Origin of the sequence: Ensifer adhaerens (assembly GCF_020035535.1) — a bacterium.
Lineage (GTDB): Bacteria > Pseudomonadota > Alphaproteobacteria > Rhizobiales > Rhizobiaceae > Ensifer.
The window spans coordinates 1,648,037-1,662,598 of record NZ_CP083350.1; the positions used below are offsets into that span (position 1 = coordinate 1,648,037).

12 protein-coding genes are annotated in these 14,562 nt (G+C 64.0%); 6 read left to right on the plus strand and 6 right to left on the minus strand.

Annotated features, from left to right (window positions below; translation table 11 throughout):
* Nucleotides 1-114: 114 nt before the first annotated feature.
* Nucleotides 115-1,428 (plus strand): MFS transporter, encoded by a 1,314-nt coding sequence (locus tag LAC81_RS27825; RefSeq protein WP_223727918.1) that lies wholly within the window; start codon nucleotides 115-117, stop codon nucleotides 1,426-1,428.
* 666 nt (nucleotides 1,429-2,094) lie between these two features.
* Nucleotides 2,095-3,678, plus strand: coding sequence for a Na+/H+ antiporter (locus tag LAC81_RS27830; protein ID WP_223727919.1), 1,584 nt, complete (start codon nucleotides 2,095-2,097; stop codon nucleotides 3,676-3,678).
* Between the two features lie 58 nt (nucleotides 3,679-3,736).
* On the opposite strand, the gene LAC81_RS27835 is transcribed toward LAC81_RS27830, so the two are convergent.
* The 3 genes from LAC81_RS27835 to LAC81_RS27845 form a co-directional block, all read right to left on the minus strand.
* On the minus strand, nucleotides 3,737-4,003 hold the full coding sequence (locus LAC81_RS27835; protein ID WP_223727920.1) for a DUF2277 domain-containing protein: 267 nt from the start codon (nucleotides 4,001-4,003) through the stop codon (nucleotides 3,737-3,739).
* A 113-nt stretch (nucleotides 4,004-4,116) separates the two neighbouring features.
* A complete protein-coding gene (locus tag LAC81_RS27840; RefSeq protein ID WP_223727921.1) occupies nucleotides 4,117-5,358 on the minus strand; it encodes a DUF2778 domain-containing protein in 1,242 nt (413 codons plus the stop codon).
* A 344-nt stretch (nucleotides 5,359-5,702) separates the two neighbouring features.
* Nucleotides 5,703-6,593: a LysR family transcriptional regulator gene (locus tag LAC81_RS27845; protein ID WP_223727922.1), complete on the minus strand. Its 891-nt coding sequence runs from the start codon at nucleotides 6,591-6,593 to the stop codon at nucleotides 5,703-5,705.
* A gap of 97 nt (nucleotides 6,594-6,690) precedes the next feature.
* Here LAC81_RS27845 and LAC81_RS27850 point away from each other — a divergent pair, with 97 nt between their 5' ends.
* Nucleotides 6,691-7,440, plus strand: coding sequence for a sulfite exporter TauE/SafE family protein (locus tag LAC81_RS27850; RefSeq protein WP_223727923.1), 750 nt, complete (start codon nucleotides 6,691-6,693; stop codon nucleotides 7,438-7,440).
* Nucleotides 7,441-7,484: 44 nt separating this feature from the next.
* Here LAC81_RS27850 and LAC81_RS27855 read toward each other — a convergent pair whose 3' ends face one another.
* The 3 genes from LAC81_RS27855 to LAC81_RS27865 form a co-directional block, all read right to left on the minus strand.
* Entirely contained in the window at nucleotides 7,485-9,317 is a 1,833-nt protein-coding gene (locus LAC81_RS27855) for an adenylate/guanylate cyclase domain-containing protein (protein ID WP_223727924.1), read from the minus strand.
* A 224-nt stretch (nucleotides 9,318-9,541) separates the two neighbouring features.
* On the minus strand, nucleotides 9,542-10,726 hold the full coding sequence (locus tag LAC81_RS27860) for a glycoside hydrolase family 5 protein (RefSeq protein ID WP_223727925.1): 1,185 nt from the start codon (nucleotides 10,724-10,726) through the stop codon (nucleotides 9,542-9,544).
* A 154-nt stretch (nucleotides 10,727-10,880) separates the two neighbouring features.
* A complete protein-coding gene (locus LAC81_RS27865) occupies nucleotides 10,881-11,771 on the minus strand; it encodes a LysR family transcriptional regulator (protein ID WP_223727926.1) in 891 nt (296 codons plus the stop codon).
* Nucleotides 11,772-11,874: 103 nt separating this feature from the next.
* Between LAC81_RS27865 and LAC81_RS27870 the strand changes: the two genes are divergently transcribed.
* The 3 genes from LAC81_RS27870 to LAC81_RS27880 all read left to right on the plus strand — a co-directional run bounded on the left by LAC81_RS27870 (nucleotide 11,875) and on the right by LAC81_RS27880 (nucleotide 14,416).
* Complete coding sequence (locus LAC81_RS27870) at nucleotides 11,875-12,489, plus strand: nitroreductase family protein (RefSeq protein WP_223727927.1); 615 nt, start codon at nucleotides 11,875-11,877, stop codon at nucleotides 12,487-12,489.
* Nucleotides 12,486-13,340, plus strand: a complete 855-nt coding sequence (locus tag LAC81_RS27875; RefSeq protein WP_223727928.1) for an EamA family transporter — start codon at nucleotides 12,486-12,488, stop codon at nucleotides 13,338-13,340. The genes LAC81_RS27870 and LAC81_RS27875 overlap by 4 nt, the downstream gene beginning before the upstream one ends.
* Nucleotides 13,341-13,402: 62 nt before the next feature.
* Nucleotides 13,403-14,416, plus strand: a complete 1,014-nt coding sequence (locus LAC81_RS27880; RefSeq protein ID WP_223727929.1) for a 2-dehydropantoate 2-reductase — start codon at nucleotides 13,403-13,405, stop codon at nucleotides 14,414-14,416.
* The last annotated feature ends 146 nt before the right edge of the window (nucleotides 14,417-14,562 follow it).

Sequence of the window (14,562 nt, forward strand, 5' to 3'; positions counted from 1 at the left end):
GCTGCAAACCGTTCTTCCTGCGCAAGAGCCAGCCTGCTCATCGCTTCGCGGGACGCTGTTCAAGTGCGATCCGCCGACGTAGTGTCCGCGCGTTGATTTGCAGGGCAGGACGAAATGACGACGATCACGATGAACGAAGCGCTCGACCGTGCCGGTACGGGCCCCTATCAGTACCGCTTGATGGGCATCTTCGGCTTGGTCTGGGCGGCGGATGCCATGCAGGTTCTGGCCGTTGGGTTCACCGCAGCGTCCATAGCCGCGACCTTCGGCTTGACGGTTCCGCAGGCACTGCAGACCGGTACCCTGTTCTTTCTCGGCATGCTGATCGGGGCGGTCGGATTCGGCCGGCTGGCCGATCGCATCGGTCGGCGGAGAGTGCTGATCGTCACTGTGGCCTGCGATGCGATCTTCGGCTTGCTGTCGATTTTCGCACCCAGCTTCGGTGTTCTGCTGCTTCTGCGTTTTCTCACGGGGGCTGCGGTCGGCGGTACACTGCCGGTCGATTACGCCATGATGTCGGAGTTCCTGCCGGCCCGAAGTCGCGGACGCTGGCTCGTGATGCTCGAAGGGTTCTGGGCTGTGGGAACGCTGATCGTGGCGGTGACGGCATGGCTCGTTGCGCTGTCGGAGCTGACGGACGCATGGCGCTATATCTTCGCCGTCACCGCCCTCCCGGCGGTGCTCGGCCTCGGTCTTCGCTTCCTCGTTCCGGAATCGCCGCTCTACCTGCTTCGTGCGGGCAAGGCTGTCGAGGCGAAAGCCATCGTCAACCGAATGCTCGTCGCCAATCGTCACCCGCAGCTCGAAACGAGCGTATCGATCGCGCTTCCCGCGGCCTCACCGAGTGTCGGCATCTTCTCGGGAGATCTGCGCCGGCGCAGTCTTCTGATCCTGGCCGTGTGGTTCCTGGTCTCGGTGTCGTATTACGGCGTCTTCACCTGGATGCCGCCGCGGCTTGCGGGGGAAGGTTTCGGCTTCGTTCGTGGCTATGGGTTCCTCGTCCTTATCGCCTTGGCGCAGATTCCGGGCTATGCGCTTGCCGCCTATGGCGTCGAGGCATGGGGACGCCGGCCAACGCTGGTCGGCTTTTGTCTCCTCTCCGCCCTAAGCTGCCTCCTTTTCGTCGTGGCAAACGGCGCGGCTGTCATCGCAGCGTCGCTGCTGATCATGAGTTTTGCGCTGCTCGGCACCTGGGGCGCGCTTTATGCCTATACGCCGGAACTCTATCCAACGGAGTCGCGGGCAACCGGAATGGGGGCGGCCGGTGGCATGGCGCGGCTTGGCGGTCTGCTCGCACCCTCCTTGATCGGCATTCTGGTGGCCCAGAGCTTCGCTCTTGCGATCGGCACCTTTGCGGGGTTGCTGTTGGTGGCCGCAATCGCCGCCTGCCTGATCGATGCGGAGACCCGTCTTGCGTCGCTGACGTGAGGTCTGCGGAGGAAAACGCCGAACGCTCCGGCGGAAAGAAGCGCAAATCACAGTCCTAAGGAAATTGAGAGCTGTTCCAAGGTCTTGCGACAGGATCGGCCTGTGAACAACCGGTGGATAGAATGCGGATAACTTGGGTGGCTATGAAGCCGGGCTTTCTGATCGAGAAAACCGCTCTAGCATGGACGTGCGGTCGATCCCATGACCGTTAGTGTAGCAGCTATATATCATCGGGACCGGTGCACTGTGCCGGTCCCGATCCTTTATCCAGATCTTTCTTTGGCCGCGGGTGCCGCGGCGCCTGGTTTTGCAACACCGCGTTGATCGTGTCAGGTGAACGGAGCGCGGCGCGGGCCTGCTCATGTGCAGTGCACGCATAGCTGCATTGCACAATAATTGTTTTCCAGGTGGTCAAAAATCAGGCATAAAGCACATAGCTGATGCACATGGCGGTTCTCCTCCCAATGCCGCCGCAGCAGCTGTTCCCCTCTGGAGGTTTATTGACCTTCACACCTTTATGGGCCGCGGTTTTCCGTCGGCCCTTTTTTCTTTTCTGGCCATGCCTCTTTTCTCCGCTCAAACCGCGCCGCCGATGTGCCGTGGCAATTGCGTTTGCGCAAGACGCGTTCTGTAATGCCCTCGTCCTGGTGGGTGGAGGCAGAGCGCGTGGAACCGACACATCTGTTTGAACTGGTGATTGGCATGTTCGTGGCGATCATCGCGCTGCACTATGTCGCCCACAGGTTCGGTTTGCCGCCGTCCGTGGCGCTGCTTGCCGGCGGCGCGCTGCTCGCCTTCGTGCCGGGCCTGCCGGCGATCGAAGTCGATCCCGAACTGGTGCTCGTCATCTTCCTGCCGCCGCTGCTGCTCGACGGCGCATGGACGATCGCCGTCGGCCGGCTGCGCCGGCATCTGATCGGCATCGCCTCGCTGGCGATCGGGGCGGTGTTTTTCACCTGCGCCGTCGTCGCCATGGTCACGCACCTGCTTTTCCCCTCGCTCCCGTGGGCCGCCTGCGCAGCACTCGGGGCGATCGTGTCGCCACCCGACGCGGTCTCGGCGCGCGCCGTGCTGCAGCGGGTGCGGCTGCCGCGGCGGCTGCAAATCCTGCTGGAAGGGGAAAGCCTGCTCAACGACGCGAGCGGCCTGGTGCTCTTCCGCTTCGCGATTGCCGCCGGCGTCACCGGCGCCTTCAGCGCGAGCGAGGCGGTCGGCAGCTTCTTCGTGCTGGCGATCGGCGGCGCCCTCATCGGTACCGCCATCGGCACGGCCTGGGTCCTGGTGGTGCGCCGCCTCGGCGACGAATATCTGATCATCGCTGCCACGGCCTTGCTTTCCTGGACGTCCTACCTGCTCGGCGAGTACCTGCATGTCTCAGGCGTCATCGCCACGGTCACCACCGGACTGATCGCAAGCTGGCATCAGCATACCGTGCTCTCGGCGGCAACACGCATGCGCGGCACATCGTTCTGGACCGTCATCGTCTTCCTGATGGAGGCGGCCGTCTTCATCCTGATCGGCCTGTCGCTGCGCGGTGTCGTCGAGCGGGGAGGCGGCTTCGATATCGTCGCCGCCACCATGTGGTGGCCGATCCTCGCCATTCTCGTGGCGCTCTCCGTCGCGCGCTTTGCCTGGGTGTTTGGCTCGGACCTCTTCATCCGCCTCGGCAATGCCCTGGGCATTGAGCGCTATCGGCCGCTCGGCGCGCGCGCCGCAACGGTGGTCTCCTGGGCCGGTGTCCGCGGCGTCGTCACGCTGGCTCTCGCACTCAGCATTCCCGAGGGGTTTCCCGGCCGCGATTTCATCCTGGTCACGTCCTTTGCCGTCATCCTGGGGACGGTGCTCGTCCAGGGCATGACCCTCGGGCAGGTGATCGCATGGGCGGGGCTCGTCGAGCCGCCATCGGAAAAGGCGCGCCTCAGTATGAGCCAGGCCGAGGCGGCCATGGCGAAGGCGCAACTCGTGACCATTCAGAGCCGGGCCTATGACGACGGCGGCAATCTCATCCACCCGCAACTGCTCGACCGGTACCAGCGCCGGGCGGTGTCGATCGTCGATTATGCTGCGCGCACGGAGCACTACACGCCCATCCTGCATGCCCATTTCGATGTCGTGCTCGAAGCGGTCGCAACCGGGCGGCGCGAACTCATCCGGCTCCATCGCACCGGCGAGATCGACGACGAGACATTGCATGAATTGGAGCGCGACCTCGACCTTGAAGAACTGAGCGCGCTCGCCGCCAAGGCATGAGGCGCGCTTCCAAGCGGTTGCGGTGAACTGGCGCCAGCAGCTGCGGACGCCGACTCTCTCAGGCGAACCGGACCGCGTTTCTGGCGCGTGCCTTGGCTGCTTCTTCCTCGCGGTTGCGCGGCGGCTGCGCTGTTTCGAGCGAACTGAGCAATTCCTGGGCGCAGGCGGCGATTGCGTTGACCGCGTGCTCGAAGGCCGCCTCGTTGCGCTTGGCCGGCTTGGTCGTTCCGCTCAGTTTGCGCACGAACTGCAACGCGGCGTCATGGATCTCTGCGTCCGTGGCCGGCGGCTCAAAATTGAACAGGGGTTTGATGTTTCGGCACATGACAGGCTCCCGGTCCTCTTCGTTCTCGCTCCTGGTGAGGTCCGGATCTTAATGTCCGTTCCTCATTGGCGGAAGTCCTTTGGCGCCCTTCTCCGGCTGTCGGACGCTTCCTGTCAGGAACTCCTGCCGTTCTGTGCCAGGCGCATGCCGGCCGCGCGTCCGCCGCTCGGCACCACGACGATCTGCTTGACCTTGCCCTGTTTGAAGGCCGTCAGGAAACGCTGATAGTCGGCGAAGGCGACGCAGCCATGGGATTCGGCGCGCTTGCCGCGCAGCAGGTAGCTGTGGGTCAGGAATCCGTCGCGGCCGTGCTTGTTCTTTCCGTCGATCGGCAGCATGCGGATCGCCTCGACCCCATGGAAGCGCGTCTCGCGCATCTTGAGATTATAGGTGTGCGGCGGGGTCGGCCCGGTCATCTTGACGTCGACGTAGCGCGGATTGTCGGCCATCTTGCCGATGCCGGAATGGGCCTCGAGCACGCTGCCGTCGGGCATGTAAACCTTGGCGGCGGTGATGTCGTAGACGGCGACGCCGTTTCCGGCCTTCGCGCTGCTGCCGAAGATGTTGCGCAGCGCCTGGCCGAAGCCGGTGCCGGAAGTGTTCTCCGTCGGGTCTTCCGGTCGGGCATAGGCGACCTTCGGCTTTGCCGGCATTTCGCGTTCGTCAGGCTTCCCGGTCTCCTCGGCCTTGATCGCCGCCTCGACTTCGGCCTGTTTGCCTGCGGGCTTCTCGGGTTCGGGCGCCGGCTTCTGAGCCTGTTCGTTGCGCGGGCGGAATTGCGGCATGGGCCCGATAGATGGCGTGTCCTCATGGCTCGGCAGCGCGGCCGTGTCATCAGACGTGTCCGGTTCCGGCTGCTCTGCGACATCGTCCTCGACAGGCGCGGTCAGCACGGCGGAAAACGCGTTGTCGTCCACGTGGCTCTGAGAGGGGGTGGCATAGGCAAGCTGCACTGCCGGCTTGTCGGCGGAACCGGCGGTCATCGGAGCGAAGCGTTCCGGTGCGGGTAGGCTCACCGTCGGGCCCTGGTGGCGCGATTGTGCGGAAGCGGCAGGGGCGGAATTGCTGGCGAGCTTTTCGGATGCCAGGACCGCCTGCTTCACGGCCGCCGCGATGCGCGCGCTCTTTCCGAGCATTTCGGCATCTCTCGGGAATTCAGGATCACGCGCAAACCGCGCTTCGCTGGGGACCAGGCTGGCGACCACGACCGGCTGTGCCGCGGCCGCCGCGACGAGCCGCGTCGCCTGGTTGATCCTGGCATGTTTGTCCCATGCGCGCTCTTTGGTCTTCTCGGCCAAATGGAGCTGCGGCTTGGGCAACAGGCGGCCCGAACCATGCGCGAAGGAGTTGCCCATCGTGGCCATGCTGACAAGCGACCACGCAGCCGCGCCGACAAGAGCGGTGCCGCAGCAAGTGATCAGCAATGGACGCAACAGACGATTCAAAGACTGTGGGCGAATGATCTTACTCAACAACGCAAATCAAGCCAGAAATTCACGCAAAAGGCCCTCAGGCCGGCGAGCGACCACCGCTGCGCGACTTCCGGATTGTCCCCTTCTTGACGACTGATGGACAAAAGATGGAGAAGTATGGTTAAATTTTGCTTTCCAGGCGGCGAAAAGCAGCATTTTTATCAGCGGCGATCTAAAACTTTGCGCAAACCTGCGCGCGGCGCGCGTTCCGTGTCAGAAAATGCGCTTCAGGATTGTCTATCGCCTGTGAGATGGCCGAACAGGCTGAATGCCGGCGGCGTCAGTTGCCCGTCACTGCGGATGCAGACTGACAGCCTGCGCACGGCCCATTTTTCCTGCAGGCGAATGACAGCGATCCCGGCCGCTCGACGGCATCGGCGGGCGGCTTTTTCCGGCACGATGCCGACCCCTACGCCTGCGCCCGCCATCCGGCAGATGTCATCGAAGGTGCGGAGCTTCACGCGCATCTTGAGCTTGGCTCCGAGCTTGACCGCCTGACCGTCGATGTGATCCTGCAATGCGCCGCCCGCCAGTCCGATGAAGCGCTCATCGAGCAGATCGGCAAAGCGGACCTGCGTTCTCTCGATGATCGGATGGTCGCGCCGGGCCACCACGACCAACCGGTCAGTAGCGAAGGGGCCCAGCGTCAGGCCGCTCGCCTCCACCGCATCCGATAGAATGCCGATCTCGGCGAAGCCGGCAGCGACGCTCCTGGCGATTTCGACGCTTTGCCGTTCTTTCAGCTCGATGTCGATCTGCGGGTTGGCTGCCATCCAGGCCGCAAGCCTTTCGGGAATGTACTCGGTCATCGCGGCCGTATTGGCAAGAACACGAACGGTGGCGCGCACGCCCCTGGCATAGGCTCCCAGTTCGCTGCGCATCTGCACCGTCTGGCGGATGATCATGCGCGCATGGTGGACGAGCGCCTCGCCCGCCTCCGTCGGACTGACACCGCGTCGCCCTCTCGTCAGCAGGGTTACGTCGCCCGCTGCCTCCATGGTGCGCAGCCGCTCGCTTGCCGCCGGTAGGGAAAGCCCGACCTCCTGCGCCCCATGGGTGATACTGCCGACGTCCACGACGGCGAGAAACAGGCGAAGATCGTTGAGGTCGAAGGGCATGCGGCAAGGATAATCGACAATCAGACTTCGGACCAGCCGAAGTCTGGCATCGGCACTTCCGCATTGTCTATGCCGGCGAACCGGATATGCCGGTCTCATGTTCGACGTGTCGTTTTCTTTCCTGCTGGCCGTTGCCGCGACGTTTTTCGTCGCCGGCCTCGTCAAGGGCGTAACCGGAATGGGTCTGCCGACGGTGGCGATGGGCGCTCTGGGCGCCCTGATTTCTCCGGCCGCGGCGGCAAGCCTGCTGGTCGTTCCGTCCTTCGTGACCAATGTCTGGCAGCTTCTGGCAGGATCCGCCATCCTGCCGCTCGTGCGCCGGTTCTGGCCGATGATGCTGGCGATCGTTGCGGGCACACTCTTCGGCTCCGCATGGCTGGCCGGCGGCGACACGCGGCTGACCACCGCGGCGCTCGGGGCAACACTCGTCATCTATTCCGGCTGCGCGCTGCTCGCTCCACCGTTCCGCATCTCTGGACGGCAGGAACGGTGGCTGGCGCCGATTGTCGGAACGCTGACCGGCCTGGTGACCGGCTGCACCGGGGTCTTCGTCATTCCGGCCGTGCCCTATCTGCAAGCCCTCGGCCTTGCGAAGGATGACCTCGTGCAGGTTTTGGGGCTTTCCTTCACGGTTTCGACCATCGCACTGGCGGTCGGGCTTGGCGCCCAGGGCACCTTCCGGGCCGAAACCCTTGCGCTTTCCGGGGTCGCCGTTGTTCCGGCCCTTGCTGGAATGTGGGCCGGCCAACGGCTCCGCAGCCGGGTGAGCGCTCAGGGCTTCCGTCGCGGCTTCCTGGCCTGCCTGTTCCTTCTGGGCATGGAGATGGCTTTGAGGCCGGTGTTTTGATACGAAGGCATCGTTGGAAAAGCGGCCGGCCCGCATCCTGTCGCCTATTCCCCTTTGGTCGGCAACCGGTAGATCTCGGTCTGTTCCGTCCGCCCGGAAAGGCAGTGTTTGCCAAGCGGCGTGAGATCCGAACGGTCTTCGGTGAGGAACTCGAATGTCTGTCCGCTCAGAAGCACGACGATCTCTTCGTTCGGCGCCACCGACTTGCCGAGCTGCTCCAGGCGGTTGCTGACGTTTACCGCGTCGCCGACGATGGTGTAGGCCAAGCGTCCGCTCATGCCGATATTGCCCGAGACGACCGGACCGGAATGGACGCCGATGCGCACGCGGAGCGGCGACAGGCCTTTCTTGAGCCGGTCAGCATTATCGGCCGCGACGGCGAGGGCAATGGCGCGCGCGGCGCGAATGGCGCGATCGGCATGATCCTGCTGATCGTCGGGGGCACCCCAGAACGCCATCACGCAATCGCCGATGAACTTGTCGATTGTGCCGCCTTCATCCTCGATGCACTGGCCGAGCAGGTCGAAATGCCTGTTCAGCAGTGCGGCGACTTCGGCAGCGCTGGTCTTTTCTGCGGTGGCGGTGAAATCGACCACGTCGGTAAACATGATGGTCACCGTTCGCTGCGTCGAGGCGAGGTTTCCGCTTCCCAGCAGATGGCGCACCAGTTTCTTTGGAACGTAGGTTTCCAGCCAGCGCAGTCCGGTCAGCATTGTATTGTAGGCCCGCGCCTGCTCGTTCAGTTCGGTGAAGAGGCTTCCCGGCAGAGGATGAAGCGCTGCGAAGTCGAGCATGCCGACGGCGCGGACTTCATGCGCCATGCTGGTGACCGGGCGAACGATGAGGCGGCTGACGACCCATGCGATGATGATCGCCGCGAGCATAACCACGAGACCGGCTACGCCGGCGCGCAGGAGGTCCCATATCGGCTTCTCCAGGGATTCGATCGGTATCTCGACGCCGACGACGAGAGGGGCCGGTGCATAACCTTTGATCTCGCGGGTGAGAATGACGCGATCCTTGTCGCCGACCTCCACGAAGCGCGCTTCCAGCGCGGAATCATGGAAGGTCTGAGGCTCCTCCGCCCACAGTGTGGCAAGGAACGGATCGCCGAGTTCGCCAAGCTTCGGCAGCCGGTGCTCCGCCGACAGGAGCGGATGGCCCGCTGCCATCATCGGATGGGCGAGCACTTGATCGCGGCCATAAAGGACGAAGGGCGTCGTCCCGGGGTTCGAGACGGCGATCTGACGCAGAAAGTCCGAAATCGCATCAACCGTGATCGTTGCGCGGAAGACGCCGGCAAACTGATCCCCGACGCTTGCCGGTTGCTGCCGGTTCGTGACCGAGGTGCGTATCGCCGGATCCGGAACGAAGTAGACCGGGCCCCATTGGGCCTTGCCGCTGCGGCGCGCCTCGTCCACCTCCGCACGCTCGTTATCGGTCCTGATCGTGTCGGCGAAGGAAAAGACGCCCTTGGAGCCCTGGGTCACGCCAAAGATTTCGCCATTCGGTTTGACGAAGGAGAGCACGCGAACTTGCGGGGTTGCCGCAAGCGCGCCGGTCATCACCCGCTCCAGCGCCAGCGGATCGGCGGGATCGAGGCGTCCGGCGGCGACCTCCCTTGCCAGGAAGGCCAGTTGGTCTTCAACCGGCGCGAACCGGCTGCCGATCTTCGTCTGGACGGCGTCGAGGCCGAGATGGGCCGATTGGGCGAGCAACTCCCGCGTCGCGCCGGCTGACATGTACCAGACGACCGAGAGAATGACGGCGGCGGTCAGGGCCACCAGCGCCGCCATCACGATCGCCAGCGTGCGCGACAGGGAGATGGTTCGCTTTCGTGTGTCGGCGACGGCCGCTCCGGTCGTGTCCACAGACATGCCTCAAGTTGCAAACGGCACCACGGCTGGCGTGGTGCTCGCAGGGATAAAGTTGTTCTAACGATTCTTGCCCTTTTTCCAAGCAGACCGGCGTCTGGTCGGAAGGGCGAAGGTTGCGACGTGATGTGCATCGCAATAGAGCGCTTTTGTGACGTCGACCCGGATTGCGGCGAGGGTCGACCGCCCGCCACGCCCTGGTTCAAAGGCGTTTCGGCGGAACGCGATCAGCGATCCTCGGCGAGCCGCTGGCTGATCGGCGCGAACTCCGGCGTCGCCTTGCGCGGCGTCGTGTCGCGCTCGTTGGCTTCCATCTGCTGCCAGTATTTCCAGCCGACGGTCTTCGAGCCGAGCTCGTAGTCCATGCCATCCCAGGCATCCTCGCGGAAACTGTAGAAGGCCCAGTGCAGATCGTCCTTGTCGAGCACGGCCAACACATCCTCGAGATAAGTCTTGCAGCCAGCCCAGCGGCGCATGCAGCCAAACTCGCCGGCGACGAGACGGTTGAGCGGCACGTCCTTGTCCTTGGCCCATTGCACGGGCTTTGCCAGATAGCCGGCCAGTCGCGCCTTGTCCCAGGTCTCTTCACCTTCGCCAAAGGGCACTGAGCCCGGATAGGCATAGGGCTTGTCGCGCTTGATGTTGGGCGCGCTCGTCGCCGCGTAGGGTTCGTACATGTGAAAGCTGTAGAGCACCTTCAGGTCGGCGAGCCCGGAAGGCCAATAGGAAAATGCGTCGGCTGCGGCATACCAGCCGGCATCTGCCATCACCGGAGTTGCCGGATCGACTTCGCGGATTGCGGCGATGACAGTCTCATAGAAGGCCTTGAGATCCGCGGCGCTGCCTTGCTTTCCGTCGTACCAGGCCTGCATCGCTTGCGGATCGGCATGCTCTGCAAGGCCATTGTTCTTTTCCGGCGCCGGCTCGTTGACGATATTGTAGGCGGCGACGGCCGGGTGATCCTTCAGTTCGCGCGCCAGGTCCCGCCAGAAGTTCGCCGCCTGGTCCCACCAGATCTTGTCTCGCCAGAGCCGGCCGTCGAACTTGTTGCCGTTGTTTTGGGCCCAGCGCATGCCTGGCAGTGACAGCGGCGCGATGACCACCTTGAGGCCGGCCTTGTCTGCGCGGTCGAGCGTCTCCTTGAGCGTTTCGAGATCGGCAGCCGGAATGCCCGCATATTGGTCCGCGTCGCCGATCAGGTAGTCGCGCTTTGCCGGTTTCCATTTGTCGTAGGAGAGGCGCACCCAAGTGGCGCCATAACCCGCCAGTGCCTTGAAATAGGCCTCGCCCGGTGGGAGGCGATTGAAGCTGTTGCCGCCGTGCTGGGGCTTGTCCCAGAAGGTCATGAGATCGGCCGCAGTGGCCGAGCCGGCGAGGCTGAAGGCGAAGAGGGTGGCGGCAATCAGGCGCATTCGGTCGATCCTTCGGGCTCTGGTTGAGGTGCGCCGGTAACCTACCGATGCATCGCCTTGCCGATGTTCCCCAGGGAACAGTGCAAGTTCTGTCGACTGGGACCAGGCTGGATCCTATACGCGCCGTGCGATGCACCATCGGCCGGGTGCGCGATTACGGGCGGTTGAATGTTTCGGCGAGAAAATCGAGAAACGCCCGGATCTTCGGCGCGACGTGCTGCCGCGAGGGATAGATGGCGTAGAGCGTGGTTTCAACCGTCTCCCAGTCGGGAAGCACGCGCTGCAGTCGGCCGCTCTTCAGATCGTCCTCCACATAAGGATAGGGTATCAGGCTCAGCCCGAAGCCGGCGCGCAGGGCATCGCGCACGGCCAGGCTCGACGTCACCGAATAGCGAGCCTTCACGGTCACCTTTTCTGCACGACTGCCCTTGCGGAATTCCCATAGATCCGCATGCCCCGAGAGACTGAAGCGGATGCAATTGTGCGATTTCAGGTCGGCGGGCTCCAGTGGTTCGCCATGGGCCTGGAAGTAGGCGGGCGCCGCACAGACGACATGCGGCATGACCGCGAGTTTCCGGGCGATCAGGCTCGAATCCTCCAACTTGTCGCTGCCGCGAATGGCCAGATCGAACCCCTCCTGCACGATGTCGACGCGCCTGTCGTCAAGGTGCAGGTCGAGCCTGAGGTCCGGGTAGCGGGACATGAACTCTGGGATGACGGAGGAAAGGCGCATGAGCGTTACCGTCATCGGAGCCGCGACGCGCAGTGTCCCGCCCGGCGCCTGGCGGACGGGCGAGAGTGCGGCGTCGGCATCCTTCAGCGCATCCAGTCCGCGCACGACGTGTTCGAGATAGAGCTTCCCCTCGTCCGTCAGCGCCATGCGCCGTGTGGTCCGGTTGATGAGCCGTGTGCCGACGCTGGCTTCGAGCTCGGCAACGTTCTTGCTGATCGCGGCCGGCGACAGGCCGAGCTTGCGCCCGGCCTCCGCGAAACTGCTGAGTTCGGCCACATGGCGGAAGACCTGGAGGGCGGTGTAGCGATCCACGATAATTTTCCATTGGTGAATTATTTCTTGCTAAATGGCAATATTATCAATGAATGGTGAATTCAATACGGTCAGTCCGACAGAATTCGATCGGACTGAAAGAATGACACATCCCATGATCGCCCTCATCGAACAGCGCGTCTCCGCCAATCGGTTCGATGCAACCCATGCATTGGCGGACGCGGAAATCGAGCAACTGGTCCGTCTCGCAACCCGCGCGCCAACGGCCTACAATCTGCAGAACTGGCGGTTCATCGCCGTGCGCACGCCGGAAGGAAAAGCCAGGCTGCGCAATGTGGCGCACGGGCAAGCCAAGGTCTCGGACGCTGCCGTGACCTTCATCATCTGCGGCCTGCTGCCCGACCACGAGACGCTGCCCGCACGACTGCGCCCCTTCGTCGACACCGGTTACATGCCGACCGAAATGGCTTCCGGTTGGAAGGAGGCTGTTCGCGCCCAATATGCCGACGCAAAGGTCGCCCGCGATGAGGCCATGCGTTCGGCCAGTCTCGGTGCCGCGACCCTGATCTTTGCCGCCGAAGCGTTGGGATTGTCTAGCGGCCCAATGGGTGGGTTCAATGCCGAGGGCGTCATCCGCGAGTTCAACCTGACGCCCTGCGAATTGCCCACAATGCTTCTCGCGGTCGGCCGCGCCGTTCCTGGAAACTGGCCGCAAAAGCCCCGCAGGCCGCTTGGCGAGGTTCTTCACTTCTCATGAAAACCGACGTTTCCGATATTGCGATCACGGCAATTGCCCCCGTCATCTGGGGCAGCACCTATATCGTTGCCACCCAGTTCCTGCAGGGCTTTTCGCCGTTGACGGTCGCGCTGTTGCGGGCCTTGCCGGCGGGTTTGCTGCTCCTCCTGATCGTCCGACGGCTGCCGCGCGGCGTCTGGTGGTTCCGCGCCTTCGCGCTCGGTGCTCTCAACATCTCGATTTTCCTGAGCATGCTGTTCGTCGCGGCCTACCGCCTGCCGGGCGGCGTCGCGGCAACCGTCGCGGCGGTCCAGCCACTGATCGTCGTTTTCTTTGCAGCGCTCCTTCTTAAGGCGCCGATCCGTCCGGTGTCCCTCGTTGCGGCCATTGTCGGCATTGTCGGCGTCGCGCTGCTGGTACTGACGCCGCAAGCTGCGCTGGACGAGATCGGCATTGCCGCGGGCCTTGCCGGCGCGCTATCCATGGCCTTCGGCAATGTCCTGGCGCGAAAGTGGAAGTCGACGGAATCGCTGCTTACATCGACGGCGTGGCAGCTGACCGCCGGTGGCTTGCTCCTCATCCCCATCGCCCTTGCCTTCGAGCCGCCGGTGCCGTTCCTGACCGTTCCCAACCTGCTGGCTCTCGCCTGGTTGAGCCTGATCGGCGCGGCGCTCACCTACGTTCTCTGGTTTCGCGGCATCGGGCGACTGGAGTCCGCAGCAGTGTCAGCGCTTCTCTTCCTCAGCCCGCTGACGGCTGTCCTGCTCGGATGGTTGTTCCTGGGCCAGTCCCTGAGTGCGCCTCAGAGTGTCGGCGTCCTTGTGGTCGTCGGCAGCATCTGGCTTAGCCAACGCGCTCCTGCGCGATCGTAGACACCGAGTTGGAAAGCGGCGATGCCGGCCTATACTCCTAGGCGTGTGGAGGGGGCGGTGTCGTGAAAATCGGGGTGTTCGGTGCCGGTGCGGTCGGCGGCTTTGTCGGCGGGTGCCTTCTTGCTGGCGGGGCAGAGGTGACTTTCGTCGGCCGGACGGTGCGCGGTGCCGCCTGGCAAAGGGAAGGATTGCGCCTGACTGATCTGGATGGGCGTGACGATTTCGTCGCGCCTGAGCGGATCGCCTACTCCGATGCAGCTTCCTCCCTAGCGGGTTGCGACCTCATCCTCCTGACGGTCAAATCGGGGCAGACGGTCGAAGCGGCGGCGGAACTCTCCCCGGTGCTGCGCACCGGTGTTCCGGTCCTCAGCCTGCAGAACGGTGTCGGCAACAGCGCCACGCTGCAGGCCTTGTTGCCGTCCGCAAAGATCCTGCGCGGCATCGTTCCCTTCAATGTGACCACGCCCGGGCCGGCACATCTGCATCGTGCGACGGAAGGCAATATTGCCGCCGAAGACGACCCGCTGATGGCAGCGGCGGCGGCGCTCTTCAAGGCGGCGGGGCTGGATCTCGACCTGCGTCGCGACATGGAGGCGGTTCAGTGGGCAAAGCTGCTGATGAACCTCAACAACGCAATCAATGCGCTCTCCGGTCTGCCCCTGCGCGAGCAGCTGCAGACGCGGGGCTTTCGCCAGTGTCTGGCGCTCGCCCAGCGTGAGGCATTGGGGCTGCTGGCCACGGAGGGACGCATCCAGCCAGCGCGATTGACGCCGCTCCCGCCGAACTGGTTGCCCTTGATCCTGCGCCTGCCTGATGCCCCATTCCGTGCGATTGCCGGCCGCATGCTGAAGATCGACGCCACGGCGCGCTCTTCGATGGCCGACGACCTTGCCGCCGGCCGCTTTCCCGAAGTGGATTGGATCAACGGCGCGGTCGCCACGCTCGCCGTCAAGCTCGGCCGCCGGGCGCCGGTCAATGAACGGCTTTGCGCGCTGGTCAAGGAAGCGGCCACCACGGGGCGCAAGACGTGGGCGGCAGACGCGCTGCTTGCCGAGCTCAGGCGGAGCGTATGCTAAGGGCACATTGCCCTGCTGGATCGGTGGTCGCCGCAACGAATTGTCCCCCACGCCAATCGACGCGAGGGACAGTATTCACCGCACTGCGGCCTGTTTTTCCGTTTCTCGAAGCGGCGTCTCAATCGTCGTCGGACGAGGAGTTCGAC

What these genes read in the sequence shown, in the direction of transcription:
- LAC81_RS27825 (WP_223727918.1), top strand. Translation starts at nt 115, where the DNA reads ATGACGACGATCACGATGAACGAAGCGCTCGACCGTGCCGGTACGGGC.
- LAC81_RS27835 (WP_223727920.1), bottom strand. Translation starts at nt 4,003, where the DNA reads ATGTGCCGAAACATCAAACCCCTGTTCAATTTTGAGCCGCCGGCCACG.
- LAC81_RS27840 (WP_223727921.1), bottom strand. Translation starts at nt 5,358, where the DNA reads ATGGGCAACTCCTTCGCGCATGGTTCGGGCCGCCTGTTGCCCAAGCCG.
- LAC81_RS27845 (WP_223727922.1), bottom strand. Translation starts at nt 6,593, where the DNA reads ATGCCCTTCGACCTCAACGATCTTCGCCTGTTTCTCGCCGTCGTGGAC.
- LAC81_RS27850 (WP_223727923.1), top strand. Translation starts at nt 6,691, where the DNA reads ATGTTCGACGTGTCGTTTTCTTTCCTGCTGGCCGTTGCCGCGACGTTT.
- LAC81_RS27855 (WP_223727924.1), bottom strand. Translation starts at nt 9,317, where the DNA reads ATGTCTGTGGACACGACCGGAGCGGCCGTCGCCGACACACGAAAGCGA.
- LAC81_RS27860 (WP_223727925.1), bottom strand. Translation starts at nt 10,726, where the DNA reads ATGCGCCTGATTGCCGCCACCCTCTTCGCCTTCAGCCTCGCCGGCTCG.
- LAC81_RS27870 (WP_223727927.1), top strand. Translation starts at nt 11,875, where the DNA reads ATGACACATCCCATGATCGCCCTCATCGAACAGCGCGTCTCCGCCAAT.
- LAC81_RS27875 (WP_223727928.1), top strand. Translation starts at nt 12,486, where the DNA reads ATGAAAACCGACGTTTCCGATATTGCGATCACGGCAATTGCCCCCGTC.